Here is a 24149-nt window from a genome sequence, read left to right on the forward strand (position 1 = left end):
GAAGCGCGGAAGGAGGGGCCGCTCCTTCCGCGCTTTTTCATGTCCACAGTTCGGTGAGTCTTTTCCCGACATCCACAAGCACCCCTCAGCTCCTGGGCTCGGTGGACTCGAGGAACAGCTCGGCCTCGTCCTGGACCTCCTCGGGAGGGCTGGCGGTGAGGCTCTTGTCGTCCCAGAGGAAGTCGTAGACGGCGCGCAGGTGGGACTTCTCGAAGCCGAGCTTGCGGAGGGAGGACTCGGCATCCGGGAGCTTGCGCCCCTTCTTGAGCTGCTTGAGGGCCAGGTAGATGAGGCGGGCGCCGGGGAAGCTGTGCTCCGAGTAGTCGGAGCCGGCGACGAACTCGGTGACCTGGGGGCGCAGGAGCGAGGGGTCGGCGCCGAGCCTGGCCTTGGCCTCGGAGAGGGCGGCCTTGACGGAGGTGAAGTCGGCATCGCTGAACGAGCTCTTCTGCAGGACGCCGGCGGTGACCTTGGGATCGATGCCCCAGCTCTGGAGGGAGAAGGTGGAGCGAGCCAGGCCGAGCGCGGTGGCGGCGGCGACCGCGCCGAAGTTGCACTGCATCTTCGAGTCGACGTGCTCGAGCGAGGCGATGAGGCGGAACCCGGAGAACTCGCCGCGCATGCGGGAGACGCCCTCCTGGAGGGTGGTGGCCTGGAGCGCCTTGCGGAGGAAGAGCTCGTAGACGAGCTTGGAGGCATCACCGGTGGCGTTGCCGGAGGCGATGTCGCCGTAGCCGAGCTTCTGGGCGGTGGAGGAGGCGACGGACTGCGAGCGGAGGACGATCCGATCGTAGTGAGGGCTGGAGGTGCCCGCGGGGATGGCGGCGGCGGGGGGCTGCAGGAGGGGGTGGCGGCGGCTGATCACCTGGGAGAGGTGGGGCTGGGAGTCCTCGTCGGAGAGCCAGGCCTTGGCGGTGCGGCTGGCGAGCTTGAAGGAGTCGGAGGAGGTGCTGCCGGAGGCCTGCCAGAGCTCGTAGACGCGAGCGACCTCGGCCTCGAGGAGGCGGCCGCCGCGGGCGCGAGCCTTGGCGAGGGCATTGTCCTTGGAGGTGTTGGCGACGATGTGGCTGGCGGCGAAGGCGACGGAGAGGGCCTTGCTGACGGCGAGGCGGGCGTAGGAGTCCTCGAACTTGAGGGCGAGGGGGACGGGGCGGAGCTTCGCGTCGGGATCGGACGCAACGAGTGCATTGGAGACGCAGCTGCGGATGTTGGTGTCGATGCCGAGGACGGTCTGCGCATCGAAGACCCCGGGGGTAGGCATCCAGGAGAGGGCGGAGGGTTCGGAGAGGCCGAACATCTCGATGGCATAGGACACCTGGCTGAGCCCGAGCTCGGAGGCCCAGGCGATGGGGAGCCGGTCGGTGAGCTTCACGGTGGTGTCGAACTTGCTGTTCTGGACGTGGACGCGGAAGCCGGAGCCCCAGCGGAGGGTGTAGCCGGTGGAGCCAGTGGCCTGGGCGACGGTGTCATGGCTGTTGATGAAGTCCCAGGAGCGAGTCTCCCACTGGCCCTTGCCGTCGGAGTCGAGCATGCCGAAGAGGCCGACGGAGAAGGAGGAGTCCACGGTCTCGTTGATGGCCCCGGAGACAGCGTCGGTGAGCTCCTTGGCGAGGGGAGTCGAGGGGAGGGGAGCGAGCTCGCCCTTGTCGGCGAAATCGATGAGGGGAAGGACGAACGCCTCCGCCTCGACATCGAGATTGATGGGGATCCACTCAGCCATGGCAGCCTCCAGAAGGCCCGCGACCCAGGGAGTAGGGGTGAAGCGAGCACTTGTTTCCTGTGCAGGAACCGTTCCACGGCCAACCAATCGAAAAAGAGGACCACGGGGTGTCCTCATAGGGCAGGGAGGGAGGTCACATCCTGGATTGGAGTAGGGAGGAATGTGGATGAGTGCACCCACGGAATTGCCTGGCCTGGAGCGGCTGATGGAAGTGTGCCGCCGACTGCAACTGAGGATGCGGACAGCCCCTCCTGGACATCAGCTTCCCCGAGCAGGAGCGCCGATCGAGGGGCTGCCCTTCGATCCGATGCTCGCTGCGGTCTATTCACGCCTGGGGCAGGGGGCGTTCGCCACGGACGTGGCGGGCATCATATTGAGCCGCTTCGATGACGAAGAGCGAAAGCTGGAGCGTGACAACCAATGGTGGAGCCAGGGCTACCGCAAGAGCCTGGCGTTGCCGACCTTCATCTTCGCGGGGGAACCGCTCATGGCCTACCACTACGCCACGGTCCCAAGTCTCGCGGACGACGAGGGCAGACAGCCTGTCGTCTGGATCGATGTCTATGAGGAGCCCTACGCGCTGCCAGTGGCCTCCAACGTAGACCGTTTCTTCGCGACGTATGCCGGTTACCTGGAAGCCCTGATGGCGTTGCCAAAGGCCCGGGAGGAGGGTGACACGCTGCTGACCTTCCCGTGGGGAGTGCCTGCCCTGATGGGGGGGGACACCCAGCTCGTGGAGTTGCTGCGCTCCGGTAGCTTCTCTCCCATCATGAAGACGACGAGCACCACCCCCAAGTGGGTGAGCCAGGTCCTGTCGGCTGCTCGTTCATGAGTCCTCCACCCCCCCAGGACTCATGAAGTAGGGTAGAAGGAAGCCCACCCTCGGTGGCGCAGGAGCCGTTCCATGGCCAACCAGCTGACGTACGCGGTACAGGGCGCGCTTCCGGCGAGCACGCAGATAGGCCACTGGCGTGTGCAGGAGGTACTCGGAAAGGGTGCCTTCGGTACGGTGTACGGGGTCGAGAGAGCGGAGGCAGCAGAGGCAGGCGCCTTCGCGTTGAAGCTGGCCAGCACGCCCGATGATCCGCGCTTCGAGCGAGAGGTGGAGCTGCTCTCGCGCATCCGGCATCCCCAGGTGCCACGGCTGCATGAGCATGGCTGGTGGACGCATCCGAGTGGCGTGGCCTTCCCGTACCTCGTCATGGACCGGATCGAGGGCAGGACGCTCTATCAGTGGGCCTCGGAACGTCCGCGGACCTCCCGGCAGGTGATGCGGCTGCTGGCGGACTTGGCGTGGGCGTTGGATGCGACACACCGGGCCGACTGCGTGCATCGGGACGTCAAGGGCGAGAACGTGCTGGTGAGCCCGGAGGGACGCGCCTTCCTCATGGACTTCGGAGCAGGTGACTTCAAGGGGGCGCGCACGCTCACTCGCGAGCTGCTCCCTCCCGGGACACCCTACTACCGCAGCCCCCAGGCGCTGCGCTTCCACTGGGTCCATCGCCACGAGCGCGGAGCCCACTACGAGCCGGGTCCCGCGGATGACGTGTACGCGTTGGGGGTGACGGCTTACGTCCTGGTGACGGGCGGGTATCCTCCGTGCCGGGTGGAACCGCAGTGGGATAAGGAGCCCGCGAAGCTTCCACCGTCGCTGCCGCTGCCGCCACTGAGCGAATTCGCCACGGTGTGCCCGGAGCTGGACGCCCTCATTCTGCGCATGCTGTCGGATGAGCCCGAGGCTCGAGGAAGCGCAGGGGAGGTTGCTCACGCCCTCGAGCACGCTGGGAATCCTGCGAGCCCGAAGGCAGACGTTCCCATCGTCCCTCGCGAGAGCGGGTCTGCATCCGATGGGAAGCACGCGAGTTCATCTAGCAGAGGTCGCTCGCTGAAGACGCTGGGGATCGCCTCTTCGGCTGCGGGCATCCTCTTGGCGGCTGCTGCATGGTGGGGGACGCAGCTGGACTGGGAAGGACTCAGTGGGGCTCAGGAGGAGCGTCACTCCGTCTCGGAGGATCGGGGCATCGTAGCCGTGGGGGATGGGGCCCGGCTTGTTTCCACCAATTCCTCTCCGCACCAGACGCCATCCATGGGGCTTGGGCTCGACATGCCCAAGAAGCCTTTACCAGGTCAGCGGGTTCCTCCATGCAGGGAAGGCTTCGAGGTGGAGATTGAGCTGACGGAGGGCCAGAAGGACACGCGGAGTTGCTGGATCAAGGGCGACGTGCAGGGCTCCGCATGCAAGGCGCACGGCTACGAGTACCGAGGCGGTTGCTACGCGCCCAGTTATCCGCCTCCGAAACTGCCCCAGTCCATGAGGCCATAAATAAGGATACAGCTTACTTGAACGTGGCCTGATCAGTTGTGTGGAGCGCCCGAGCAGTGCTCCACTGTGAGAAAAGGAACCTGAATGGAGAATATTGCTGAGTTTCTCTTTTCAAGGCGTGCGCGAGCGCTACCTGACCAGGGCTTCGCGGAGATCCTTGAGGAACTTATGTGGGCCCTCGATGAAGAAATGGTGGACCAAATCATCTCGGCGAGGCGGCGGTGGCTGGAAGAGAACAGCATGGAAAAGGCTCGCATCGCGCTCTTGATGCGTGAGTCTTTCCCCTATGATAGCCGTAGTCGACTGGTCGAGGTGCTTGAGCAAATCAGAGGGAAGTGGCCTGAACTCGAAAAAGAGTGCACGACTACCCTTGCCGCGTGGGACCGTTGTTTTGGATCGAACCACTCCTGATAGTGGGGCGATCATTGGGCCTGATGACGCAGTTTTGGTGAAGTAATTGGTAGGTCTCTCTCAAACGAATGAGAAGAGGGGTATGAGCGACTGGCGCCCAAAGCTGACGGTGATTGGTGATCCGGTCGCGGATGACTACTGGTCCTATAGAACAGCGGAGGGAGTCAAAAGAACCTCCCGTGTGACGGTAGGTAGACCCGTCCCCCTTTCAGACGGAAAAGATTGGTATTGTCCGATACACTTTGAACACGTTACCCAGGGGATTGATTATGCCTTTGGGGTGGGGCCGGTCGATGCGCTCATGAACGCGATGTATTTCATTCGCAGGCAGTTCTATCGGTTTGATCGCGTGAGCCCGCGGGCAAGGCCCGCAGGAGTTCCCAAGCGTCTCGGCACCCGAAAAAGAGCGGTTTCCAAGAAGAAGGTCAGGAAGCGTTAATTGGCAGCATCCTCCGCCCTTGTCGCTTTTCAGGCTTGGAGCAGCAGCGTGAAATCCGGAAACTCGCCCACCTTGACGGCCGGAATGCTTACCAGTTGTTCGGGGGAGAAACTCTTCTCTGGCGAATCCTCGATCCAGTGCGCGAAATTCGAGGCCTTCCAGCTGGGCGAATCAGTGGTTTGCCCTGCGGTGGAGAAGAGCGTTTGCATGAAGCGCTCGGCAATTGCTTCGCCCCAGGAAAGAGCCGCTTCTGCTGAGTCAGCCTTCACGAAGATCGCGGAGGATGATTCATCGTCCCAGTCATGGGTTTCGTTCGCATGCCATTGGGCCGGAGTGCAATAGCCAAATCGAAACAGGTAGTGCCCCATGCGCTTACTCTTTTGGGTGCTCGAGATGCCAGTTCTCGCTGGACGATGAGCCGAGCAGGGTCTCAGGAGGACTCTTCATCCTTGAAGTCCACTTGCCGCTGCGAGAGCCGCGAGTTCGCGCTTCTTGATTCTTATGTATTTCATGAGATGGATCTCTTTGGGTAGTTGTGGTGCAATGCCGTCTAGGATTCTCTCCACCGCCGAATTCGGCGCCTGATGGATGTGGTTCAATAAGCCTGGGCGAAAACGCCTTGCTGGCCGGATCGTCTTTCCTGCGAGCCAGATTTCCACGAAGTCGCTTGTTGCGAGATGGTGCTTCCCGGCGGACACTGCTGCACGGAATCGAGCAATCAGCAGAGGAATGCGGTGACGGGGTGGGCCCTCTTCCTCAATCAAGGTGTTGAAGATTGCTACGGCTTGCTGGGGCCGGCCTATGCGTAAATACGCATGAGCCAGTGCTTTTCTTGCGTCCCGGGAGTTCGGGTGTTTCTCGCAAAGCGCATGTCTATACTCCACGCATTCCCAGTCCTCCGCAGTGCTCAGAAGGCTCAGTTCAGTCGTGGTGGGAGGCTCTCTCAAGAGCGCCTCCCGGTAGGCGTCTCGAGCTCCGGCGTAATCACCTGCATCAAGCTTTTCTTCGGCTTCCAGGAGTGGGTTTGCTGGGGAGGGCATGGGCTTACCTGCTCTTGGGCAAATTCAAGGGGCAGCTGCCGCGCCACCGTCCGAAACAGTTAGGAGAGTGGCAGGAGGCTGAGGCCGCGAGGACCCGACTCCTCCATCCTGGACATCCCGTGTCGTGGGAGATGCAGGGCTGTTCCAGAGAGCGTCAAAGGTCGGTGACGTGCCCGGCTCCGCGATGAATCCCGCGTCACCTGGCTCGCGTACCCTGTCGAAAGGTCCTCCCTCCTGACCATCCAGGAGGCGACGAAGGATACGACCATCCGAGCTGATCGCGTATTTCGCTCCAGAATCCAGCGCCGGATAGGCGCGACCACAATGCACGTGGTTTTCATGGATGTAGATGAAGATGATGTTCTGTTGGCGGATGACTCGATAAAGCTGAGCCTCACGGCGACGCCAACATGGAGTCTCGTGGCTCTCCGAAGGCAAGAAGTCGTTGATGGCAATCGTCAGTGCTCGGAGCATCTCGCCATCGAGCTCATACGACTTCCCCTCTGTGCCGACCGTCAGTGCCTCTTTGTCAAAAAACTGCGGGAACGTGATCGATGGGTCCTCCTGCACCGGAGTGGAAGGCGGGCTGGGCGCCCTCACGCACGCCACGAGGGTTGAGGCAAGAATGAGAGGGACACTCGCTCTCATGAGATTCCCTCCGTGTCGTTCGCATCGAGGACCATTCTATTCTCGCTGGATGATGAATCGGGCAGGGCCTCTCCAATGGACAGTGCCATACCTCTTCCCCTCCCAAAGGCCCTGGGAGTGAGTCCATCTCAATAATTCGCGGGTTGCGGGAATGTACTGGTAGAAACCATCACACGTCGGGTTCTCGGGATCTCTCGAGTTCGAGAAGAAGGCGATGACGGCCAGCGGGACCTTCTTCTCCTTGGTGGTCACGACGAGTTCATGAGCGTTCGCCATGGCCGCCGCGAAGAAGATGTCTTTCTCGGAGAGTTCGCCGGAAAAGGGGTGGTTGTGAACGCAGAAGATGTACTTGATGCTCTCGGGCGGGTAGCGCGGATCATTCACGTTCACGGGCAGAGCGCAGCTCGTTTCCCCACGAAGGGTGCTGCCGGCTGCCGGCATGTCGGTCAACATGCTCAGCTCATACTTATCCTCGGGTGTGAGGTACAGCCAGGCACAGTATTCGGTTGAGACTCGCGAGGCGAGTTGGCGATCCTGCTCGACAAGATGAACGACGGTTGCGTTCGGCTTCGAGAGGATCAGCGGGCAAGCCGCCTTCAATGCATCGGCGAAGGAGTCGAACGGACCAAAGTTCTTGAGTGGTCCCGGGATCGCGTCGCCTGATGCCTCGCCAGGAAGGGGGCGCCAGATATCCGGATCGACAGGTCTGGGGGGAGAACAGGCCAGGCCGACAACGAGCACGAACAGGAGTCGCTGATTCATCGGGCCACTCTCGTTTTACTCACCGGGTGCATCCATGGGGTCCCCAGAGAGAGTCACGGGGGAGTCTCCGAGGAACGCCTTGAGCGCCGGAAGGACCACCTCCGGCCGCTCCAGATGTGGACTGTGCCCGGCCACCACACGCAGCAACCGTCCCTCCGGCAACCGCTTCGCCGCCTCCACCGCCAGTGACACAGGCAGCGTGTCCTCCTTCTCACCCCACACCAGCAGCACCGGCTGCTTCACCGAAGCGAGCTGCTCTCGCCGGTGGAACACCCCGCCCACCAGCGGCACCAACAGGTCGAACGCCCGCGCCGCGCGGGGCCTCCCCTCCGGAACCGCCAGCAGCTCATACCCGAGCGCCCCCAGCCTCCGGCCCAGCGGCGTCTCCGGAGGCGGCAACAGCCGATCGAACAGCCCTCGCCCCAACGTTCGCGCCACCCGCTCCGGCCCAGCCCGGAAGAATCCACGGGCCAGCGGCGTCATCTCCGGCCCCAGCCCCATCGAATCAATCAGCACCAGTCGCTCCACCTCCACCTTCCCCCGCAGCGCCAGCTCCACCGCCACCAGCCCGCCCAGCGAGTGCCCCACCACCGCCACCGGTCCCGGCTTCAAGGTCAGCAGCAGCTCCTCCACCGGCTCGGTGAAGAACCGCACCCCGTCCTCCGCCGTCCGCAGCGGGCTCTCGGGCGGCGACGACAGGCCGAACCCGGGCAAATCGAGCGCCAGCACCCGCCGCCCCCGCGCCAGCGCCGTCAGGTAGGAGAACCACATCGACGCCGCGTGCCCGCGCCCGTGCAGTAGCACCACCGCAGGGCCCTCTCCTCCCTCCAGCGCCCGCAGAGAGCCGCCGCTCGGCAGCCAGTGGGCGTATGCCTCCACCAGCGGGGCCAGCTGCCCCAGGATGTGGGCCTCCACCGGCCCCGGAACGTTCCGGTTCACGCCCGACCCACCCCCCTGGCGCTCTTCCAGGATGTGGGATAGGGCGGGGCGCACTGCCGGTGACGCTCGGGCATGGGGACTCCCTGAGGGGATGTGCGCACCTTACCGGAATGTCCGTCATTCTGCGGTGTTGAGCCGGTCGCCCTGAAAACCTAGTCTGGCCGGCCGTTTCCGCCCATCGAGGGGACATGAACACGGACATCCGCGCGCTCACCGAGAGGGTGCAGCAGGAAAGCAGCTTCGTCGAACTCCTCAACCAGGAGACCGGCAAGGTCATCGTCGGCCAGCGCTACATGCTGGAGCGCATCCTCATCGGCCTGCTCTGCAACGGCCACGTGCTCCTGGAGGGCGTGCCCGGCCTGGCCAAGACGCTCACCGTGCGCACCGTCTCCGACGCCCTCAGCGCCACCTTCATGCGCATCCAGTTCACGCCGGATCTGCTCCCGGCCGACCTGGTGGGCACGATGATCTACAACCAGCAGTCGGCCAACTTCACCGTCCGCAAGGGCCCCATCTTCGCCAACATCGTCCTCGCCGACGAAATCAATCGCGCCCCCGCCAAGGTGCAGTCCGCGCTCCTCGAGGCCATGGCCGAGCGCCAGGTGACGATCGGCGACCAGTCCTTCCCGCTGCCCGCGCCCTTCCTGGTGCTCGCCACGCAGAACCCCATCGAGCAGGAGGGCACCTACCCGCTGCCCGAGGCGCAGGTGGACCGCTTCATGCTCAAGGTGAAGGTGGGCTACCCCACCCGCGAGGAGGAGAAGGTCATCATGGACCGCATGTCCGGTGGCTCCAGCCCGCGCGCCACCAAGGTCATCGGCCTGGACCACATCGCCAAGGCTCGCGAGCTCGTTCACGCCATCTACATGGACGAGAAGGTGAAGGAGTACATCCTCAACGTGGTGTTCGCCACGCGCGAGCCCAACAAGTACGGCCTCAAGGACCTGGCCGACTACATCCAGTTCGGCGCCAGCCCGCGCGCCACCATCGCGCTGGCCCAGGCGGCTCGGGCGCACGCCTTCCTGCGCCACCGCGGCTTCGTCACTCCGGAGGACGTGAAGGCCGTGGCCTACGACGTGCTGCGCCACCGCGTCAGCGTCACCTATGAGGCCGAGGCCGAGGAGCTGACCTCGGAGAAGATCATCCAGCGCGTCTTCGATCGCGTCGAAGTCCCGTAACCTCCCGCCGAAAGCCCCCGAGCGCCCCGTGCTCCCGAAGGACCTCATCCGCCGCATCCGCAAGCTGGAGATCCGGACCCGCAAGGTGGTCTCGGACATGCTCGCGGGTCAGTATCACTCGGTCTTCAAGGGCCGCGGCATGGCCTTCTCCGAGGTGCGGCAGTACCAGCCCGGCGACGAGATCCGCATCATCGACTGGAACGTCACCGCGCGCATGAACGAGGCCTACGTCAAGGTCTTCACCGAGGAGCGCGAGCTCACGGTGATGCTCGTGGTGGACGTGTCCGCCTCCAAGGAGTTCGGCTCGCACGAGCGCAGCAAGGCCGAGATCGCCGCGGAAGTCGCCGCGCAGATCGCCTTCAGCGCCATCGCGAACAACGATCGGGTGGGGCTCATCCTCTTCTCGGACCAGGTGGAGAAGGTGGTGCCGCCGCGCAAGGGCCGCTCGCACGTGCTGCGGCTCATCAGCGACATCCTCACCTTCCAGCCGAAGGGCAAGGGCACGGACCTGGGCGCGGGCCTCACGTACCTGCGCCAGGTGGCCAAGCGGAAGGCGGTGACGTTCCTCATCTCGGACTTCATCGCCCGGGACTACGAGAAGCCGCTCCGGCTGGTGGGCCGCAAGCACGACCTGGTGCCCGTCGTCATCGCCGACCCCATGGAGGTGCAGTTCCCCAAGCTGGGCCTGGTGGAGATGGAGGACCCCGAGACGGGCGATCGCTTCATCGTGGACACGAGCGACCCGCGCATCCGCGGCCGCTTCGCGCGCGCCATGCAGGCCCAGCGGCAGGAGCGCATGCGCCTGTTCAAGAAGCTGGAGCTGGACCACGTGGAGCTGCGCGCCGGAGATGACCACGGCAAGGCGCTCGCGCAGTTCTTCCGCGCGCGGGCCAGGAGGATGGCGGCATGAGGCGCCTGCTCGTCCTCGCGCTGCTGCTCGGGCTGTCGGCCTGCGGTCCCCGCTCGGCGGCGGATGGCACGCCCTCGCAGCCGCTCCAGGCGCAGGTGCTGGACGGCGGAGTCCCCGCGGCCGGCGGCGAGCCCGTGAAGGTGGAGCCGTGGAACGTCAAGGGCCGCGTCTTTCCGCCGCAGGCGCGCATCGGCGAGCCCTTCACCTACGAGCTCACCCTCACGCACTCGAAGGACCAGCGCTTCGAGCTGGTGCCGCCCAAGGAGCTGGAGCAGTTCGAGGTGCTGGAGCAGTCCCGCCAGCGCCTGGACAGCGCGGACCGCTCGGTGACGACCTTCAGCCTGAAGATGTCGGCCTTCGAGATCGGCCAGCTCACGCTCCCGGACCTCGTCTTCGAGCTCACCGCGCCCGGGGTGAACCAGACCGTCTCCGTGCCCGGCATGCAGGTGGAGGTGGTGGCCACGCTGCCGAAGGACGCGGACGAGCAGGGCGCCAGCCTCTTCGACTTCCAGCCTCCCACCGAGGTGCCCATCCGCTCCTGGCGGCTGGTGTATGTGCTGCTGGGGCTCATCGCGCTGGGGCTCATCGGCTGGGCGGTGGTGAAGTGGCTGCGCCGCCCGCGCCCGCAGGTGGTGGCCGTCAAGCCGCTGGCCCCGCTCAACGTCCGCACGCTCGAGGCGCTCGACAAGCTCAAGTCCGAGGACCTGCCCGCCAAGGGCCGTGAGAAGGACTTCTACTTCCGGCTCTCGGAGATCATCCGTGGCTACCTCGGAGAGCGCTACGGCTTCGAGGCCCTGGAGTGCACCAGCTCGGAGCTGCTCGCCTCGCTGCGCAAGCTGCGCACGCCGGGGCTGCCCGAGGAGCAGCTCATGCGCTTCGTCTCCGAGTCGGACATGGTGAAGTACGCCAAGGCCGAGGCCTCCGCGGAGTCCTGCGCGAAGTCGATCGCCTTCGGCTACGAGCTCGTCGAGAAGACCTACGTCCCGCCCGCTCCCGCTTCCCCCACACCCCCGCCCAATGCCCCTGGACCTCGCGTTTCATAGCCCCCAGGCGCTCTGGGGGCTCCTGCTGGTGCCCGTGCTGCTGTTCCAGGCCTGGCGCGAGCGCCGGCGCCGGGCGGTGCTGCGCTTCTCCGCGGCGCACGTCTTCCTCCAGCAGGGCCGAGGCCTGCGCACCTACCTGCTGCCGCTGCTGCCCCTGCTGCGCGTCGTCGCCGTGGCGGCGGCCATCATCGCCATCGCCCGGCCCCAGGTGCGCGACTCCCGAGTGAAGGACTTGAACGTGGAGGGCATCGACATCGTGGTGGCGTTGGACCTGTCCACCTCGATGGAGGCCGGAGACTTCCGGCCGCAGAACCGCCTCCACGTGGCCAAGGAGGTGCTCTCCGAGTTCATCTCCAACCGCGTCAACGATCGCATCGGCCTGGTGGTGTTCGCCGGCGCCGCGTACACCCAGGCGCCGCTCACGCTGGACTACGGCGTGCTGCGCGAGGTGCTCAAGCAGCTGCGCACCCGCGTGCTGGAGGACGGCACGGCGATTGGCGACGCGCTGGCCACCTCGCTCAACCGCCTGAGGGACTCGGAGGCCAAGAGCCGCGTGGTGGTGCTCATTACGGACGGCGACAACAACGCGGGGAAGATCGCCCCCATGGACGCCGCCAACATGGGCAAGGCGCTGAACATCCCCGTCTACACCATCCTGGTGGGCAAGGGCGGCAAGGTGCCGTTCCCGCAGGGGCAGGACCTCTTTGGCAACACCGTGTGGCGCGACACGGAGATCCCCATCAACCCCGAGCTGCTGCAGGACATCGCGTCGACCACCGGCGGCGAGTACTACCGCGCCACGGACCCCGAGGGCCTCAAGGAGGGCCTCCAGAAGGTGCTGGACTCGCTGGAGCGCTCCAAGCTGATGGAGGGTGGAGCGTCGGCCACCTACCGGGAGGACTTCCACCCGTACCTGCTGCTGGCCTTCGGGCTCGCCGCGCTGGAGCTGCTCCTGCGCGCCACCTTCCTGAGGGTCTTCCCGTGATTCCGAACGTGGACGCCTGGCGGTTCATGTTCCTCGGCTACCACCTGGGCCTGGCGAAGCCCGTGTACCTCGCGCTCTGCGCGGTGGGGCTGCTGCTGGGCGTGGTGGCGCTGGTGCTGTCGCTGCGGCGGCGTTCCCGGGTGCGCGCGCTGCTGAGTGAGCGGCTGGCGCCGAAGCTCGCGCCCGGCGTGTCCGAGTGGCGTCCGGCGGTGCAGGGCGGCCTGTACGGGCTGGGGCTGCTGCTCTTCGGCTTCGCGCTCGCCCAGCCGCAGTGTGGCAGCAAGAGCGAGCTGACGAAGCGCAAGGGCATCGACGTGGTGGTGGTGCTGGACGCCTCCAAGTCCATGCTCGCCCGGGACGTGCAGCCCAGCCGCCTGGAGCGCGCCAAGCTGGAGCTGGCCACGCTGCTGGACGAGCTGAAGGGAGACCGGGTGGGGCTCGTCGTCTTCGCGGGCGATGCCTTCATCCAGTCTCCGCTCACCTCGGACTACTCCGCGGTGAAGCTGTTCCTCCGCGCGGTGGATCCGGAGCAGATGCCGCAGGGTGGCAGCAACATCGGCTCGGCGCTGACGCTGGCCCGGCAGGTGCTGGACAACGCGGACCGAGGCGCCAAGGAGCGCGTCATCGTCCTGCTGTCGGACGGCGAGGACTTGTTCGGCGAGGTGCGCGAGGCGACGGACCAGCTCAAGGACGGCAACGTGCAGGTGCTGGCCATCGGCGTGGGCTCGGAGAGCGGCGAGCCCATCCCCATCTACAACCGCCGCGGCGAGTTCGTGGACTACAAGAAGGACACCAACGGGGAGACGGTCATCACCCGGATGGATCGCGCGGGGCTGTCGGCCATCGCCGCGGCCACGGGCGGAGAGTTCTTCTACCAGCCTCGCGGCGTGGCGATGGGGCAGGTGGTGGAGCGCATCGACAAGATGCAGAAGAGCGAGCTCGAGAGCCGCGTGACGATGCGCTACGACGAGCGCTTCCAGGACTACGCGGTGGCGGGCCTGGTGCTGCTGACGGCGGGCATGCTGCTGGTGCCCTCCTCGCGCCGGAGGCCATCGTGAGCCCGGGCCACGTGATGCGTGTGCTCGCGTGGGTGCTCGTCCTGGGGCTGGGCTCCACGGCGTGGGCGGCGGGGCCGCTGGAGGTGGACCACCCGCTGGTGGCCAAGGGCCGCGCCGCGTACGAGGCGGGCAAGTACGAGGACGCGCTCTCGGCCTTCGAGGAGGCCAAGCGGGAGCTGCCGAATGATCCGGCCGTGGAGTACAACCGCGCGGTGGCGCTGGCCCAGCTCGGTCGGGCGGAGGAGGCGAAGTCGGCCTTCCAGCGCGTCACCGAGTCCAACCGGCCGGAGCTGCAGGGGAAGGCCTGGTACAACCTGGGCAACATCCACGCGACGACGGGGGCGCGCAAGGAGGCGCTGCAGGCGTACCGGCGCGCGCTCAAGCTGGACCCGAACGACGAGCTGGCCCGGCACAACTACGAGGTGGTGCTGCGCAACCTGCCTCCGCCGCAGCAGGGCGGCTCGGATGGAGGCACCGACGGCGGCAGTGACGGAGGCACCGACGGTGGGCGTCCGGACGCGGGGCAGGATGGAGGCAAGCCTCAGGACGGCGGCACTCCGGTGGATGGCGGAACGGACGGAGGCGACGGAGGTTCCGATGCGGGGCAGGCCGATGGTGGCTCGGATGGAGGCGCGGACGGCGGCGGTGACGGTGGAGCCGATGCGGGCGGAGATGGTGGGCAGCAGGGGGAGGGGCAGGGGGATGGCGGCTCGGATGGTGGCTCCGACGCCGGTTCGGGCGAAGGTGAGGGCGAGGGGATGGATGGTGGCGCGGATGGGGGCACCGACTCCGAGGAGCAGACGGAGTACGAGGTGGACGCCGGGGTCAGCCCCGAGGACATCGACCGGCAGGAGGCGGAGCGCCTGTTGGATGCGATGAAGCAGAACGAGAAGAATCTTCAGCTGTGGCGTTTCCAGCAGAAGAAGAAGCAGAGGAAGCCCAATGAGAAGGACTGGTAGCTGCGGGACGGCGCTGCTCGCGGGCCTGGCCCTGCTGGTCGCGGCGCCAGCGTGGGCGGAGGTCGAGTTCTATCAATCGGTGGACCGCAACGAGGTCGGCACCGAGGACACGCTCCGCCTCACCGTGGTGGTGGTGGACGCGCCTCCGTCCGCCCAGGTGCAGCTGCCGAACCCGAGGGACTTCGACGTCCTGTCCACCTCGCGCAGCAGCCAGCGCTCCATCCAGCTGTCGGGCGGTGGGCCCGCCGTCATCCAGGACGTCACCAAGCACCTGCTCATCCTCCGGGCCAAGAAGGCGGGAAGGCTCACCATCCCGCCGGCCACGCTCATCACCGCCGGGAAGACGCAGCGCACCGAGCCCGTCGAGGTGACGGTGAAGCCTGGCCGCCTGGGGCCTCCGCCCGGTCAGGCCGCGAGGCCGTCCCTGCCGGATCCGTTCCGCAACTTCCCCTCCGCGGACCCCTTCGAGGAGATGGACGAGGCGGGGGATGAGCCCGTCATCCCTCGCGGGGACTCGGACCTGTTCCTGCGCGCGAGCCTGGACAGGGACGAGGTGTTCCTGGGCGAGCAGGCGACGCTTTCGCTCTACATCTACTCGCGGGTGGACCTGTCCAGCGTGGACGCCGTCACCATGCCGAAGCTGGAGGGCTTCTGGAGCGAGGACGTGGAGAGCCCCACGCAGCTGTCGGGCGAGCAGAAGGTGGTCAACGGGGTGCCCTACCGGGCGTACCTGCTGCGCCGCCGGGCGCTGTTCCCGGTGAAGGCGGGCACGCTGACCATCACCCCGGCGGAGGCGGACATCACCACGGGCTTCCTCTTCGCGGGCCACCGGGTGCACCGCGTGTCCAACGGGCTGAAGGTGAAGGTGAAGCCGCTGCCGCCGGGCGGGCCCGCGGGCATGGCCAGCGCCAACGTGGGCAGCTGGCAGCTCACGATGGACGTGAGCCCCACGCGGGTGGAGCTGGGCCAGCCCATCACCGTGAAGGTGATCCTCGAGGGTACCGGCAACGTGAAGAACGTCTCGCCGCCGAAGCTGACGGCGCCGTCGGCGCTCAAGGTCTACGATCCGACGACGACGGACAAGCTGACGCCCAACAAGAACAAGATCCAGGGCCGAAGGATGCAGGAGTACCTGGTGATGCCGCAGCGCACGGGCACCTTCACGCTGCCGGCGCTGGAGTTCCCCTACTTCGATCCGCGCCGCCGCGAGTACGACGTGTCGCGCACGGACCCCATCACCGTGACGGTGGAGGCGGGGGCGGGCGGAGTGTCCTCGCTCGGGCCGACGGCCGCGCCGCTGCAGGACGCCGCCAGCGAGCAGAAGAACGTGCTGACGGCGGGAGGCCTGCGCCCGCTGCGCTACCAGGCGCGCTTCGTGGCGCCGTCCACGCCGCTGTGGCGGCAGGCCTTCTTCCTGCCGGTGGTGCTGGCGCCGGTGGGGCTGCTGTTCGGGGCGATGCTGCTGGGGCAGGTGCGCGGGCGGCTCTTCGCGCAGACGGAGGCGGGCCGCACCAGGCAGCAGGCGAAGGCGGCGCGCAAGCGGCTGGCCGCGGCGGAGAAGCTGGTGGGCGAGGGCAGCACCAGCGCCTTCTACGCGGAGGTGGAGAAGGCGCTGATGGGCTTCCTGGAGGCGCGGCTGCGCATCCCCGTGGTGGGCCTCACCCGCGAGGCGCTGGGCGAGAAGATGACGGCGGCGGGAGTTGCGCCCGCCAGGCGCTCGCGAGTGCTCTTCGTGCTCGAGGCGTGTGACATGGGCCGCTTCGGCGGAGGCGCGGAATTGTCCGAGCGCAACCGGGTCCTCGACGAGGCCGAGGCCGTGATGGAGGGCTGGGAGAAGTGAACGCCATCACCGCGATACTCGTCACCACGCTGCTCGGGCAGGGCTACTACACGCCCGAGGAGGCGCAGGCCCTCTTCACCCAGGCCAACGAGGCGTACGCCCGCGAGGACTACAAGGCCGCGCAGGAGGGCTACGAGAAGCTGCTCTCCCACGGCCAGGGTGGCCCGGACGTGCTCTACAACCTGGGCACCACCTACATGGCCCAGGGAGACCTGGGCCGCGCGGTGCTCTCGCTGGAGCGGGCGTGGAAGCAGGGCGGCCGAGCGCCGGACCTGGAGGCGAACCTCGCGCTCGCCCGCGCGCAGCAGAAGGACAAGGTGGAGGGCGTGGCGGTGGAGGAGGACTTCCTCACGCGCCTGGTGAAGGCCACCCCGGGCGAGCCCATCGGCTGGGCATTCCTGGGCTCGTGGGTGCTGGGCTTCGGGCTGCTGCTGCTGTTCCGGTTCCTCACACCCGGCAAGCGCACGTGGACGGCGGTGCTCGCGGTGCTGTCGTTGCTGGTGGCGCTGCCGACGGGCGGGCTGCTCGCGGCGCACGCCTGGGTGGAGCACACGGTGCATGACGCGGTGGTGCTCTCCCCGACGATGGTGGCGCGCGAGTTCCCCAAGAGCGATGCGAAGTCGCTCTTCGAGGTCCACGCCGGGCTGAAGGTGCGAGTGCTGGAGGAGACGGGCCGCTACGTGCGCATCCGCCTGCCCAACGGGCTGGAGGGCTGGACGGAGCGCGAAGGCGTGGCGGAGATATGATCGAGGTGCACGCGGCGACCAAGGTGTACCGCCGCGGCCGCACCGAGGTCCGGGCGCTGGCGGGAGTGTCGCTGACGGTGCCTCGGGGGCAGTTCCTCTCGGTGATGGGGCCCTCGGGCTCGGGGAAGAGCACGCTGCTCAACCTGCTGGGAGCGCTGGATGTGCCCTCGGGCGGGAGCATCCGCATCGACGGGCAGGAACTGGCGCGGATGGATGACACCGCGCTCTCCACCTTCCGGCGGGAGCGGCTGGGCTTCGTCTTCCAGTTCTTCAACCTGATGCCCACGCTGACGGCGGTGGAGAACGTGATGCTGCCGGGGCTGCTGGCGGGCCGGCCTCGGGTGGCGCTGCTGGCGAAGGCCGAGGCGCTGCTGGAGACGGTGGGGCTGCGTGGACGCTCCGAGCACCGCCCGGACGAGCTCTCGGGCGGGGAGATGCAGCGGGTGGCGGTGGCGCGGGCGCTGCTGACCGAGCCGGCCCTACTGCTGGCGGACGAGCCCACGGGCAACCTGGACTCGAAGACGGGCGCGGAGGTGCTCCGGCTGCTGCGCGAGGCCACTCGAGAGCGGCAGCTCACGGTGGTGATGGTGACCCATGACCCGCGAGCCGCGGAGGTGGGAGACCGGATCGTCCGGCTGGCGGACGGCGCCATCGTGGGAGACGAGCAGGTAGGTCCGCCGCCCGCCCCCTGAGTCGGACCGGTAGCCAACTGGTATGACAAGCAGACCAGTTCGGACAGGTTTCAGGCGGCGAGGCCTCTCCGGGAGCCGTGTTTGGACCTGCCTGGCCTGGGTTGGACCGGGTTTCCGCGCCTGGCGGGGAGCATGGGAAGGGGTTGGTCGTACGGGCTGTCCGGAACGATGCGCTGGGACTGCACGGACGGGCTGGGTGGACCTCTGGCGCCTGCTTTGACCGCGTTCCCAAGCGGGTAGACTGCGGCCAGGGAAATCGGGGGGCCTACCATCCTCGCACCTTGGGAGGTCGCCGCACGTGGTCGTCGACGTTCACGCCGATGTGGGAAAGAACCGGCTCTTCATCCGGATTGAGGGCCGGGTGGATGAGGCACAGGTGCGTGGCATCGCCGACGCCATCATCAAGGAGATGGATCGACTGCGGCCGGGGTTCGACGTCGTATCGGACCTGACGCAGGCGGAGCCGCTGGGGCCCGAGGGCTCGCTTCAGTTCAAGCGCGTCATCGAGGCGCAGCGCGAGCGGAAGTACGGCCGGGCGGTGCGGATCGTGGGCCGGTCGGCGCAGGTGGCGCTCCAGTTCGCGCGCGACAGCAAGGAGTACCAGCACGAGCCATACCTGGCCTTCTCCCGCGAGGAGGCGGAGCGGCTGCTCGACGGGTTCCTACCCTGAGGCGGCTCAGGAGCTTCGGCCGGTGATGCGCTCGAGGATGCCGCGCGGCTTCTTTCCGTGGAGCCCGGGCGTGTTCGCCGCCAGGCCCACCACCTTGAGCAGGTTCTGCTGGAAGACGGGGTTGTGCGGCTCCAGCTCCACGGCGCGCTCGAGCAGCTCCGACGCCTGCAGGTAGTCCTTGCGCTGGTTGACGAGGATGAGCGCCAGCTTGTTGTAGAGCGGGGCGGGGGCGGCGGAGCGAGCCAGGCCCCGCTTGAGCAGCTCGATGGCGCGATCCACCTGCCCCTCGCGCTCGAGCCGCACCGCGCGCTGAAGGAAGTCCTCGTTGCGCTCCTGTGAGCGCGAGGGTGCGGGGGGCTCCTGGAGCGGGGTCACCGTGGGAGTCGAGCGGGAGGGAGGCCTCACCGGCGGAGGCGTAGGGACCGAAGTCCGAGCGGCGGTAGGTGGCGCGGCCGTCCTGGCGATGGGCGGAGGGGTTGCGGGCGAGGAGGGGCGCGGAGGGATGGGAGGGTTCGTCGCGGGGCGGGCCGGCGCGGGAGCCAGGGAGAACGGGTTGCGCGGGAGGGGAGGCTCGATGCGGGGCGGAGGCGGAGGCTCAACGGCCTCCGGAGGTGGAGGCGGGGGCATGGCGGCCTCCGGAGCGGGAGCGCTGGAGGCGCCCTCCTCGAGGAAGTCCGCGCCATTGAGGAGCGGCAGGGCGTCCTCGGGAGGGGCGGGCGCGGGCTGACGGTGCAGCTCCACGAGGTTCTGCTCGAAGAGGGACTTGAGCACCACCTTGATCTCGATCTCGGGCAGCCGGGCGGCGCGAGCCAGGGCAGCCACCGTCTGGGTCCCATCGATGAAGGAGGCGACGTAGGCCACGAAGGGATGGAGCGGCTGGAGGGCGGTGTCGAGCCTCGCGACGAGGTAGGGCACCGTGTCCTCATCCAGGGGCACGGAGAAGCGCGCGGTGACGGAGTCGTCCACACGGGTGCGTGGAGGGCTGGCGGGCATCTCCCGCGAGGAGGTGCGCTGGGGCGGAGACAGCAGCGCCCGGACGATGGACGGATCCGTGATGACGTACTCGCCCGAGGCGACCTGCGGGTTGAGCAGCAGCTCGCACTGCTCACACTGGAAGTCGTCCGGCGCGATCGGCTCGTGACACTCGGGACATTCGAGGTTTTCGGCCATTACGCGTTCATTCTAGACCACCGCTCGGACAGGGGCGAGAGGGCCCGGCTAAGGTGGGAGGGGTGTTGCTCTCCCTGCTGAGGCTCGTCTCCCTGCGGCATCTGGTGCAGGCGCCGCTGCGCACTGCGTTGACGCTGGTAGGCGTGGCCGTGGGAGTCGCAACGATGGTGGGGGTGACGTCCATCAACCGCTCGGTGATGGAGGCGTTCCGTTCCACAGTGGACACCATCGCGGGCAAGGCGGAGCTCACGGTGACGGGCACGCAGGTGGGCTTCTCCGAGGAGGTGCTCGCCCGGGTGCGCGAAGTGCCGGGGGTGACGCACGCGTCGGGGAACCTGGTGGTGATCGCTCCGGTGCGGGGCTCGCCGGGACAGTCCCTCTACGTGATGGGGGTGGATCTGCTGGATGACGGGTACTTCCGCACGTACGAGGGTGTGGATCGAGACCTGGGCTCGCTGGCGGAGGACCTGGAGTTCCTGAACTCGACGGATCGGATGCTTGTGTCGGAGCGCTTCGCCCGGGAGCACGGGCTGAAGGTGGGAGACACCTTCGGGCTGACGACGGCCAGCGGGGCGCAGGACTTCATCGTCCACGCGCTGGTGCGCGAGTCCGGGCCCATCAAGGCGTTCGGGGGCTCGGTGGCGGTGATGGACGTGGCGTCGGCGCAGGCGGCCTTCGGGAGAGACCGGGTGCTGGACCGCATCGACGTGGCGGTGGACCCGAAGGTGGGGCTGGAGGCGACGCGGGAGAGCCTGCGCCAGGCGCTGGGGCCGGCGTTCGAGGTGGAGCGTCCGTCCCAGCGGGGCGGCACGGTGGAGACGATGGTCCGCAGCTTCCAGATGGGACTCAACCTGGGCTCGGGCGTGGCGCTGCTGGTGGGGGTGTTCCTCGTCTACAACACCATCTCGATCAGCGTGGTGCAGCGGCGGAGGGAGATCGGCACGCTGCGGGCGCTGGGGGCCTCGCGCCTGGGCATCCGGACGCTGTTCACCCTGGAGGCCATGGTGCTGGGCGGGGCGGGGACGGCGCTCGGCCTGCCGCTGGGGGTGTTCGTGGGCCGCGGCGCGATTGGCCTCGTCTCCGAGTCCATCTCGAGCATCTACGTGAAGGTGAACGCGCGGGACGTGACGGTGACGGCGCTGGAGCTGGGGCTGGGGCTCGCGCTCGGAGTGCTGGGCAGTGCGTTCGCGGCGCTGCGGCCGGCGCTGCACGCCTCGAGCGTCCAGCCGGTGGAGGCGCTGCGCCGGGACGCGGCGGCGGGCATGCAGGTGGGAGGCGTGCGGGCGTGGACGGTGTGGGCGGGGCTCGGGTGCCTCGCGGTGGTGTACCCGCTGGTCCGGCTGCCTCCGCCGGTGGAGAACCTGCCGCTGGGGGGCTACCTGGCCGTCTTCCTGTGCCTGATGGGGACGACGCTGCTGGCGCCCACGGTGCTGGAGGTGCTGGGGCGCGTGTACCGGGGGCCGGGCGAGCGGCTGCTGGGGATCAGCGGGCGGCTCGCGGCGGACAACTTCTCCCGGGCACCCGGGAGGACGGCGGTGCCGGTGTCGGCGCTCGCCATCGGCGTGTCCATGGCGGTGTGCATCGCGGGCTTCGTGGGCTCCTTCCAGCGGTCCTCGGAGGAGTGGATCCACCAGTCGGTGCCCGCGGATCTCTTCATCACCTCCTCGGCGCGGACGGCGGGAGTGAGGAACCAGCCGATGCGCCCGGAGCTGGGCAAGGCCATCGACGCGCTGCCGGGAGTGGGACAGGTGGACCGGGTGCGCATCCTGCCGCACGACGTGCTGGGGCTGAGGGTCTACGTCATCTCGCTCATCCCGGAGATCTACGAGCAGCGCGCCAGGCCCATCCTCCTGGAGGGGCGCTTGCCGAGCCGAGAGGAGTGGCGCGCCGGGAAGGTGCTCATCTCCGAGAACTTCTCGCGTCGCCGCGATCTGCACGTGGGGGACACCCTCGAGATGAGCACTCCCACGGGCGTGCGCGCGTACACGGTGGCGGCCGTGGCGGTGGACTACACCTCGGACCAGGGCACGGTGGTGATGTCGCGCGACGTCTATATCGAGCACTTCCAGGACGATCAGGTGGACGTCTTCGAGGCGTACCTGGCGGACCGGAGCAGGTTGGAGGAGATCCGCCGGGCCATCACCGAGGCCCACGGGCGCCAGTACAACCTGTTCGTGCTGTCCAACAGCGAGCTGCGCGAGGAGGTCACCTCGCTGGTGGACGACGCGTTCCGGGTCACCTACGCCATGGAGGCGGTGGCGGTGCTGCTGGCGCTGCTCGGTGTCATCAACACGCTGCTCGCGGCGGTGTTGGATCGCACGCGGGAGATCGGCCTGCTGCGAGCGGTGGGCGCGGCGCGCAGCCACGTGCTGCGCCTCTTCGTGGGTGAGGCAGCCTTCATCGGCCTGTCAGGAGGGCTCATCGGAGTGCTGACGGGCACGGTGCTGGGCATCGTGGTGACGATGACGGTGGGGGAGCAGGCCACGGGCTGGCGCTTCCCGTATCTCTTCCCCACGATGGTGGCCGTACAGATGTCGCTCACGGCCACATTGTGTGCCGCGGTCGCAGGTGTGTATCCGGCACGGAGGGCGGCGGGACTGGACGTCGTCGAGGCGCTCGCCTACGAGTAGGGGCGCGATCTGTCATAGTGTCGAGTCAACCGAGACCCATGGCCGCTGAACCCGCCTCCACCTTCCACATCCTGCTCGTCGAGGACGAGCCGGTGATCCGCGAGCTGGTCAGCTCGATGCTGAGCGACGGCTCGGTGGACGTGGTGTGCGCGGCGGATGGCGTCGAGGGGCTGAAGCTGGCCAAGAGCCGCGCCTTCCACCTCATCTTGATGGACGTGGTGCTGCCGCAACTGGATGGCGTGACGGTGTGCCGCATCCTGAAGAGCGATCCGGCGACGCAGCGGGTGCCGCTCTACATGCTGACGGCGAAGGCGAAGAAGGCGGATGTGGACAGCGCCACGGCGGCCGGAGCGGACGGCTACATCCAGAAGCCGTTCAAGGGCACGGAGCTGATGGCGCTGGTGGACCGGCTGCGCGCGGCGGCCTCGGCGCGCTGAGCCCGCGCCCGCTCAGGGCAGGAGCGGGTGGACGAAGCGAGCCAGCGCGAGGAAGTCGTCCCAGTCGAGCGTGCCGAACTCGAGCGCCACGCCATTCACTTCCCGGCGGACGATGGTGCAGGTGGCGACGATCTCCCGGTCATCCGGCAGGGGGATGGAGAGGGTGAGCTCGTTCAGGGAGCTTGCCGGGTGGGCGTGGAGGAAGAGCCCGGCCATGGACACGTCGCGGGCCTTGGCGAGGACGGCCGGGCGCCCCGCGAGGAGGACCTTGACCGTGAGTCGGGCATCGACGCGGGGGTGGTAGCGATCGGCCGTGCGGGCATTGGGCGTGGGCAGCATGTCCAGGTCTCTCCTCCGTGCAACAGGTCGGGAGCAGTCTGGAGCAGGGATCCGAGGACGCAATTTTTCGGACGGTGCGAGCTCGGAGCTGGACACCGTCTCGCGGCGTGGACGCTCGCGCCTGCGGCTGGACGGTCCTCGAGGAGCCCGCGCGGATAACCCCGCGAGCTTGCAGGAACTTCGCGCTGGCACGGCAACTGAAATGGGGTCTCCGCGCAGTCCAACCAGGGAGACCTTCGTGGAGAACAACAACCGCATCGCATCGCTGTCCATCACCCCCACCTTCGCGCGCCAGACGCCGCGCAACGAGTTCGGCGCGGTCCTCGCGCGCACCGCTCAAGAGGTCGTCAAGACGGGAGCCAGCATCGTCGGAGGCATGGTGCCCGGCGCCCCTGTGCTGAGCGCGGCGGTCTCGAGCGTCAGCTCGACCGTCTCATCGGTGGGCTCGACGAACGCCACCATCACGCCCATTCCGGGGACCACCGGTGGCACGAGCGCCACGGGAGGCGCGACGGGGAAGGGGGACGCCTGGGACATGCTCGAGGCGCAGCGGCTGATGGCGGAGGACGGGCAGAAGTTCAACATGGCGTACCTGTCGCTCCAGAACGAGATGCAGCGCGAGAGCCGGGAGCACAACGCCGTCTCGAACATCATGAAGGTCCGCCACGACTCGGCGAAGGCCGCCATCAACAACATCCGGTAGGGGCGGCGCCATGGCCATCGACAAGGTGGGTTCGGTCGGAGGCGCGGGAGCCACTCCCGCGCTGGAGACCGGCAAGCAGCAGTTCGGCAAGGTGCTCGAGGGAGTGAAGGGCGGTGGGCGCGTAGCAGGCATCCCCGTCTCGACGGAGGGCCCGGCTCGTCCGGCGCCCTCGGAGGCGGTGCCAGGCAAGCAGCAGGCGCAGGGAGTGGAGCGGGCCTCGGCGGGCCGGATGGAGGTGAAGCCGGGGACGCGGGTGGACTCGGTGCAGTCGGCGCGGGAGCAGCAGGCCGCGCAGATGCTGGATCGGGTGGGCCAGGCGCAGAAGCGGCTGGACCACATCCTGGCGCTGGCCGAGTCGGGCCGGACGTTCACTCCGGCGGAGCTGCTCGCGTTCCAGGCCCACGTGTACGCCGCGAGCCAGGAGCTCGATCTGGCCGGGAAGGTCGTCGAGAAGGCGACGGGCGGCATCAAGCAGGTGCTTCAGACCCAGGTTTGAGGAAGGTCATC

The 24149-nt window shown here is 67.7% G+C and carries 25 protein-coding genes; 18 read left to right on the plus strand and 7 right to left on the minus strand.

What is annotated here, in order from left to right; all coding sequences use genetic code 11:
• Window positions 1-85: 85 nt before the first annotated feature.
• On the minus strand, window positions 86-1720 hold the full coding sequence (locus KY572_RS18870) for a hypothetical protein (RefSeq protein ID WP_224244260.1): 1635 nt from the start codon (window positions 1718-1720) through the stop codon (window positions 86-88).
• 166 nt (window positions 1721-1886) lie between these two features.
• On the opposite strand from KY572_RS18870, the gene KY572_RS18875 reads away from it, so the two are divergent.
• The 4 genes from KY572_RS18875 (at window position 1887) to KY572_RS18890 (ending at window position 4893) form a co-directional block, all read left to right on the plus strand.
• The gene (locus tag KY572_RS18875) at window positions 1887-2552 is read left to right on the plus strand and encodes a hypothetical protein (protein WP_224244261.1); all 666 of its coding nucleotides are present in this window, start codon (window positions 1887-1889) and stop codon (window positions 2550-2552) included.
• Window positions 2553-2624: 72 nt separating this feature from the next.
• The gene (locus KY572_RS18880; RefSeq protein ID WP_224244262.1) at window positions 2625-4043 is read left to right on the plus strand and encodes a serine/threonine-protein kinase; all 1419 of its coding nucleotides are present in this window, start codon (window positions 2625-2627) and stop codon (window positions 4041-4043) included.
• Window positions 4044-4127: 84 nt separating this feature from the next.
• Window positions 4128-4454 carry a hypothetical protein gene (locus tag KY572_RS18885; RefSeq protein WP_224244263.1) on the plus strand — a complete coding sequence of 109 codons (327 nt, stop codon included), beginning with the start codon at window positions 4128-4130 and terminating at the stop codon, window positions 4452-4454.
• 82 nt (window positions 4455-4536) lie between these two features.
• Entirely contained in the window at window positions 4537-4893 is a 357-nt protein-coding gene (locus KY572_RS18890) for a hypothetical protein (RefSeq protein WP_224244264.1), read from the plus strand.
• 29 nt (window positions 4894-4922) lie between these two features.
• Here the strand turns inward: KY572_RS18890 and KY572_RS18895 are convergent, their stop codons facing one another.
• The 4 genes from KY572_RS18895 to KY572_RS18910 all read right to left on the minus strand — a co-directional run bounded on the left by KY572_RS18895 (window position 4923) and on the right by KY572_RS18910 (window position 8282).
• Window positions 4923-5261: a hypothetical protein gene (locus KY572_RS18895; RefSeq protein ID WP_224244265.1), complete on the minus strand. Its 339-nt coding sequence runs from the start codon at window positions 5259-5261 to the stop codon at window positions 4923-4925.
• 75 nt (window positions 5262-5336) lie between these two features.
• The gene (locus KY572_RS18900) at window positions 5337-5933 is read right to left on the minus strand and encodes a tetratricopeptide repeat protein (protein WP_224244266.1); all 597 of its coding nucleotides are present in this window, start codon (window positions 5931-5933) and stop codon (window positions 5337-5339) included.
• Window positions 5934-6617: 684 nt separating this feature from the next.
• Window positions 6618-7343: a hypothetical protein gene (locus KY572_RS18905; RefSeq protein WP_224244267.1), complete on the minus strand. Its 726-nt coding sequence runs from the start codon at window positions 7341-7343 to the stop codon at window positions 6618-6620.
• Window positions 7344-7358: 15 nt separating this feature from the next.
• Window positions 7359-8282, minus strand: a complete 924-nt coding sequence (locus KY572_RS18910) for an alpha/beta fold hydrolase (protein WP_224244268.1) — start codon at window positions 8280-8282, stop codon at window positions 7359-7361.
• Window positions 8283-8470: 188 nt separating this feature from the next.
• Between KY572_RS18910 and KY572_RS18915 the strand changes: the two genes are divergently transcribed.
• The 10 genes from KY572_RS18915 to KY572_RS18960 all read left to right on the plus strand — a co-directional run bounded on the left by KY572_RS18915 (window position 8471) and on the right by KY572_RS18960 (window position 18363).
• Window positions 8471-9460, plus strand: coding sequence for an AAA family ATPase (locus KY572_RS18915; RefSeq protein WP_224244269.1), 990 nt, complete (start codon window positions 8471-8473; stop codon window positions 9458-9460).
• Window positions 9461-9488: 28 nt separating this feature from the next.
• A complete protein-coding gene (locus KY572_RS18920) occupies window positions 9489-10370 on the plus strand; it encodes a DUF58 domain-containing protein (protein ID WP_224244270.1) in 882 nt (293 codons plus the stop codon).
• Window positions 10367-11413 (plus strand): BatD family protein, encoded by a 1047-nt coding sequence (locus KY572_RS18925; protein ID WP_224244271.1) that lies wholly within the window; start codon window positions 10367-10369, stop codon window positions 11411-11413. The genes KY572_RS18920 and KY572_RS18925 overlap by 4 nt, the downstream gene beginning before the upstream one ends.
• Before the next feature lie 28 nt (window positions 11414-11441).
• Window positions 11442-12398, plus strand: a complete 957-nt coding sequence (locus tag KY572_RS18930) for a vWA domain-containing protein (RefSeq protein ID WP_407659973.1) — start codon at window positions 11442-11444, stop codon at window positions 12396-12398.
• A gap of 26 nt (window positions 12399-12424) precedes the next feature.
• Window positions 12425-13456 carry a VWA domain-containing protein gene (locus KY572_RS18935; protein WP_263451819.1) on the plus strand — a complete coding sequence of 344 codons (1032 nt, stop codon included), beginning with the start codon at window positions 12425-12427 and terminating at the stop codon, window positions 13454-13456.
• A gap of 14 nt (window positions 13457-13470) precedes the next feature.
• Window positions 13471-14415, plus strand: a complete 945-nt coding sequence (locus KY572_RS18940) for a tetratricopeptide repeat protein (protein WP_224244368.1) — start codon at window positions 13471-13473, stop codon at window positions 14413-14415.
• A complete protein-coding gene (locus KY572_RS18945) occupies window positions 14399-16255 on the plus strand; it encodes a BatD family protein (RefSeq protein WP_224244273.1) in 1857 nt (618 codons plus the stop codon). Before KY572_RS18940 ends, KY572_RS18945 begins: the two co-directional genes overlap by 17 nt.
• Window positions 16252-17001 (plus strand): tetratricopeptide repeat protein, encoded by a 750-nt coding sequence (locus tag KY572_RS18950; RefSeq protein WP_224244274.1) that lies wholly within the window; start codon window positions 16252-16254, stop codon window positions 16999-17001. The genes KY572_RS18945 and KY572_RS18950 overlap by 4 nt, the downstream gene beginning before the upstream one ends.
• Window positions 16998-17693, plus strand: coding sequence for an ABC transporter ATP-binding protein (locus KY572_RS18955; RefSeq protein ID WP_224244275.1), 696 nt, complete (start codon window positions 16998-17000; stop codon window positions 17691-17693). The genes KY572_RS18950 and KY572_RS18955 overlap by 4 nt, the downstream gene beginning before the upstream one ends.
• 298 nt (window positions 17694-17991) lie before the next feature.
• Window positions 17992-18363 carry a hypothetical protein gene (locus KY572_RS18960; RefSeq protein WP_224244276.1) on the plus strand — a complete coding sequence of 124 codons (372 nt, stop codon included), beginning with the start codon at window positions 17992-17994 and terminating at the stop codon, window positions 18361-18363.
• Window positions 18364-18369: 6 nt separating this feature from the next.
• On the opposite strand, the gene KY572_RS18965 is transcribed toward KY572_RS18960, so the two are convergent.
• Window positions 18370-19533 carry a tetratricopeptide repeat protein gene (locus tag KY572_RS18965; RefSeq protein WP_224244373.1) on the minus strand — a complete coding sequence of 388 codons (1164 nt, stop codon included), beginning with the start codon at window positions 19531-19533 and terminating at the stop codon, window positions 18370-18372.
• A 62-nt stretch (window positions 19534-19595) separates the two neighbouring features.
• On the opposite strand from KY572_RS18965, the gene KY572_RS18970 reads away from it, so the two are divergent.
• Window positions 19596-22163 (plus strand): ABC transporter permease, encoded by a 2568-nt coding sequence (locus tag KY572_RS18970; RefSeq protein WP_224244277.1) that lies wholly within the window; start codon window positions 19596-19598, stop codon window positions 22161-22163.
• A gap of 38 nt (window positions 22164-22201) precedes the next feature.
• The gene (locus tag KY572_RS18975) at window positions 22202-22600 is read left to right on the plus strand and encodes a response regulator (RefSeq protein WP_224244278.1); all 399 of its coding nucleotides are present in this window, start codon (window positions 22202-22204) and stop codon (window positions 22598-22600) included.
• Window positions 22601-22612: 12 nt separating this feature from the next.
• Here KY572_RS18975 and KY572_RS18980 read toward each other — a convergent pair whose 3' ends face one another.
• Complete coding sequence (locus KY572_RS18980; RefSeq protein WP_224244279.1) at window positions 22613-22939, minus strand: PilZ domain-containing protein; 327 nt, start codon at window positions 22937-22939, stop codon at window positions 22613-22615.
• Window positions 22940-23177: 238 nt separating this feature from the next.
• On the opposite strand from KY572_RS18980, the gene KY572_RS18985 reads away from it, so the two are divergent.
• Together KY572_RS18985 and KY572_RS18990 are read left to right on the plus strand one after the other, a co-directional pair.
• Window positions 23178-23642 carry a hypothetical protein gene (locus KY572_RS18985; protein ID WP_224244280.1) on the plus strand — a complete coding sequence of 155 codons (465 nt, stop codon included), beginning with the start codon at window positions 23178-23180 and terminating at the stop codon, window positions 23640-23642.
• 10 nt (window positions 23643-23652) lie between these two features.
• A complete protein-coding gene (locus KY572_RS18990) occupies window positions 23653-24138 on the plus strand; it encodes an ATP-dependent helicase HrpB (RefSeq protein WP_224244281.1) in 486 nt (161 codons plus the stop codon).
• Window positions 24139-24149: the final 11 nt, after the last annotated feature.

It is taken from the genome of Hyalangium gracile (genome assembly GCF_020103725.1).
GTDB classification, from domain to species: domain Bacteria; phylum Myxococcota; class Myxococcia; order Myxococcales; family Myxococcaceae; genus Hyalangium; species Hyalangium gracile.

Bases quoted from the DNA above. Each gene is read 5' to 3' on its own strand.
- KY572_RS18870 (WP_224244260.1), bottom strand. From the start codon at position 1,720: ATGGCTGAGTGGATCCCCATCAATCTCGATGTCGAGGCGGAGGCGTTC.
- KY572_RS18875 (WP_224244261.1), top strand. From the start codon at position 1,887: ATGAGTGCACCCACGGAATTGCCTGGCCTGGAGCGGCTGATGGAAGTG.
- KY572_RS18880 (WP_224244262.1), top strand. From the start codon at position 2,625: ATGGCCAACCAGCTGACGTACGCGGTACAGGGCGCGCTTCCGGCGAGC.
- KY572_RS18885 (WP_224244263.1), top strand. From the start codon at position 4,128: ATGGAGAATATTGCTGAGTTTCTCTTTTCAAGGCGTGCGCGAGCGCTA.
- KY572_RS18890 (WP_224244264.1), top strand. From the start codon at position 4,537: ATGAGCGACTGGCGCCCAAAGCTGACGGTGATTGGTGATCCGGTCGCG.
- KY572_RS18895 (WP_224244265.1), bottom strand. From the start codon at position 5,261: ATGGGGCACTACCTGTTTCGATTTGGCTATTGCACTCCGGCCCAATGG.
- KY572_RS18900 (WP_224244266.1), bottom strand. From the start codon at position 5,933: ATGCCCTCCCCAGCAAACCCACTCCTGGAAGCCGAAGAAAAGCTTGAT.
- KY572_RS18905 (WP_224244267.1), bottom strand. From the start codon at position 7,343: ATGAATCAGCGACTCCTGTTCGTGCTCGTTGTCGGCCTGGCCTGTTCT.
- KY572_RS18915 (WP_224244269.1), top strand. From the start codon at position 8,471: ATGAACACGGACATCCGCGCGCTCACCGAGAGGGTGCAGCAGGAAAGC.
- KY572_RS18925 (WP_224244271.1), top strand. From the start codon at position 10,367: ATGAGGCGCCTGCTCGTCCTCGCGCTGCTGCTCGGGCTGTCGGCCTGC.
- KY572_RS18935 (WP_263451819.1), top strand. From the start codon at position 12,425: ATGTTCCTCGGCTACCACCTGGGCCTGGCGAAGCCCGTGTACCTCGCG.
- KY572_RS18940 (WP_224244368.1), top strand. From the start codon at position 13,471: ATGCGTGTGCTCGCGTGGGTGCTCGTCCTGGGGCTGGGCTCCACGGCG.
- KY572_RS18945 (WP_224244273.1), top strand. From the start codon at position 14,399: ATGAGAAGGACTGGTAGCTGCGGGACGGCGCTGCTCGCGGGCCTGGCC.
- KY572_RS18955 (WP_224244275.1), top strand. From the start codon at position 16,998: ATGATCGAGGTGCACGCGGCGACCAAGGTGTACCGCCGCGGCCGCACC.
- KY572_RS18965 (WP_224244373.1), bottom strand. From the start codon at position 19,533: ATGGCCGAAAACCTCGAATGTCCCGAGTGTCACGAGCCGATCGCGCCG.
- KY572_RS18975 (WP_224244278.1), top strand. From the start codon at position 22,202: ATGGCCGCTGAACCCGCCTCCACCTTCCACATCCTGCTCGTCGAGGAC.
- KY572_RS18980 (WP_224244279.1), bottom strand. From the start codon at position 22,939: ATGCTGCCCACGCCCAATGCCCGCACGGCCGATCGCTACCACCCCCGC.
- KY572_RS18990 (WP_224244281.1), top strand. From the start codon at position 23,653: ATGGCCATCGACAAGGTGGGTTCGGTCGGAGGCGCGGGAGCCACTCCC.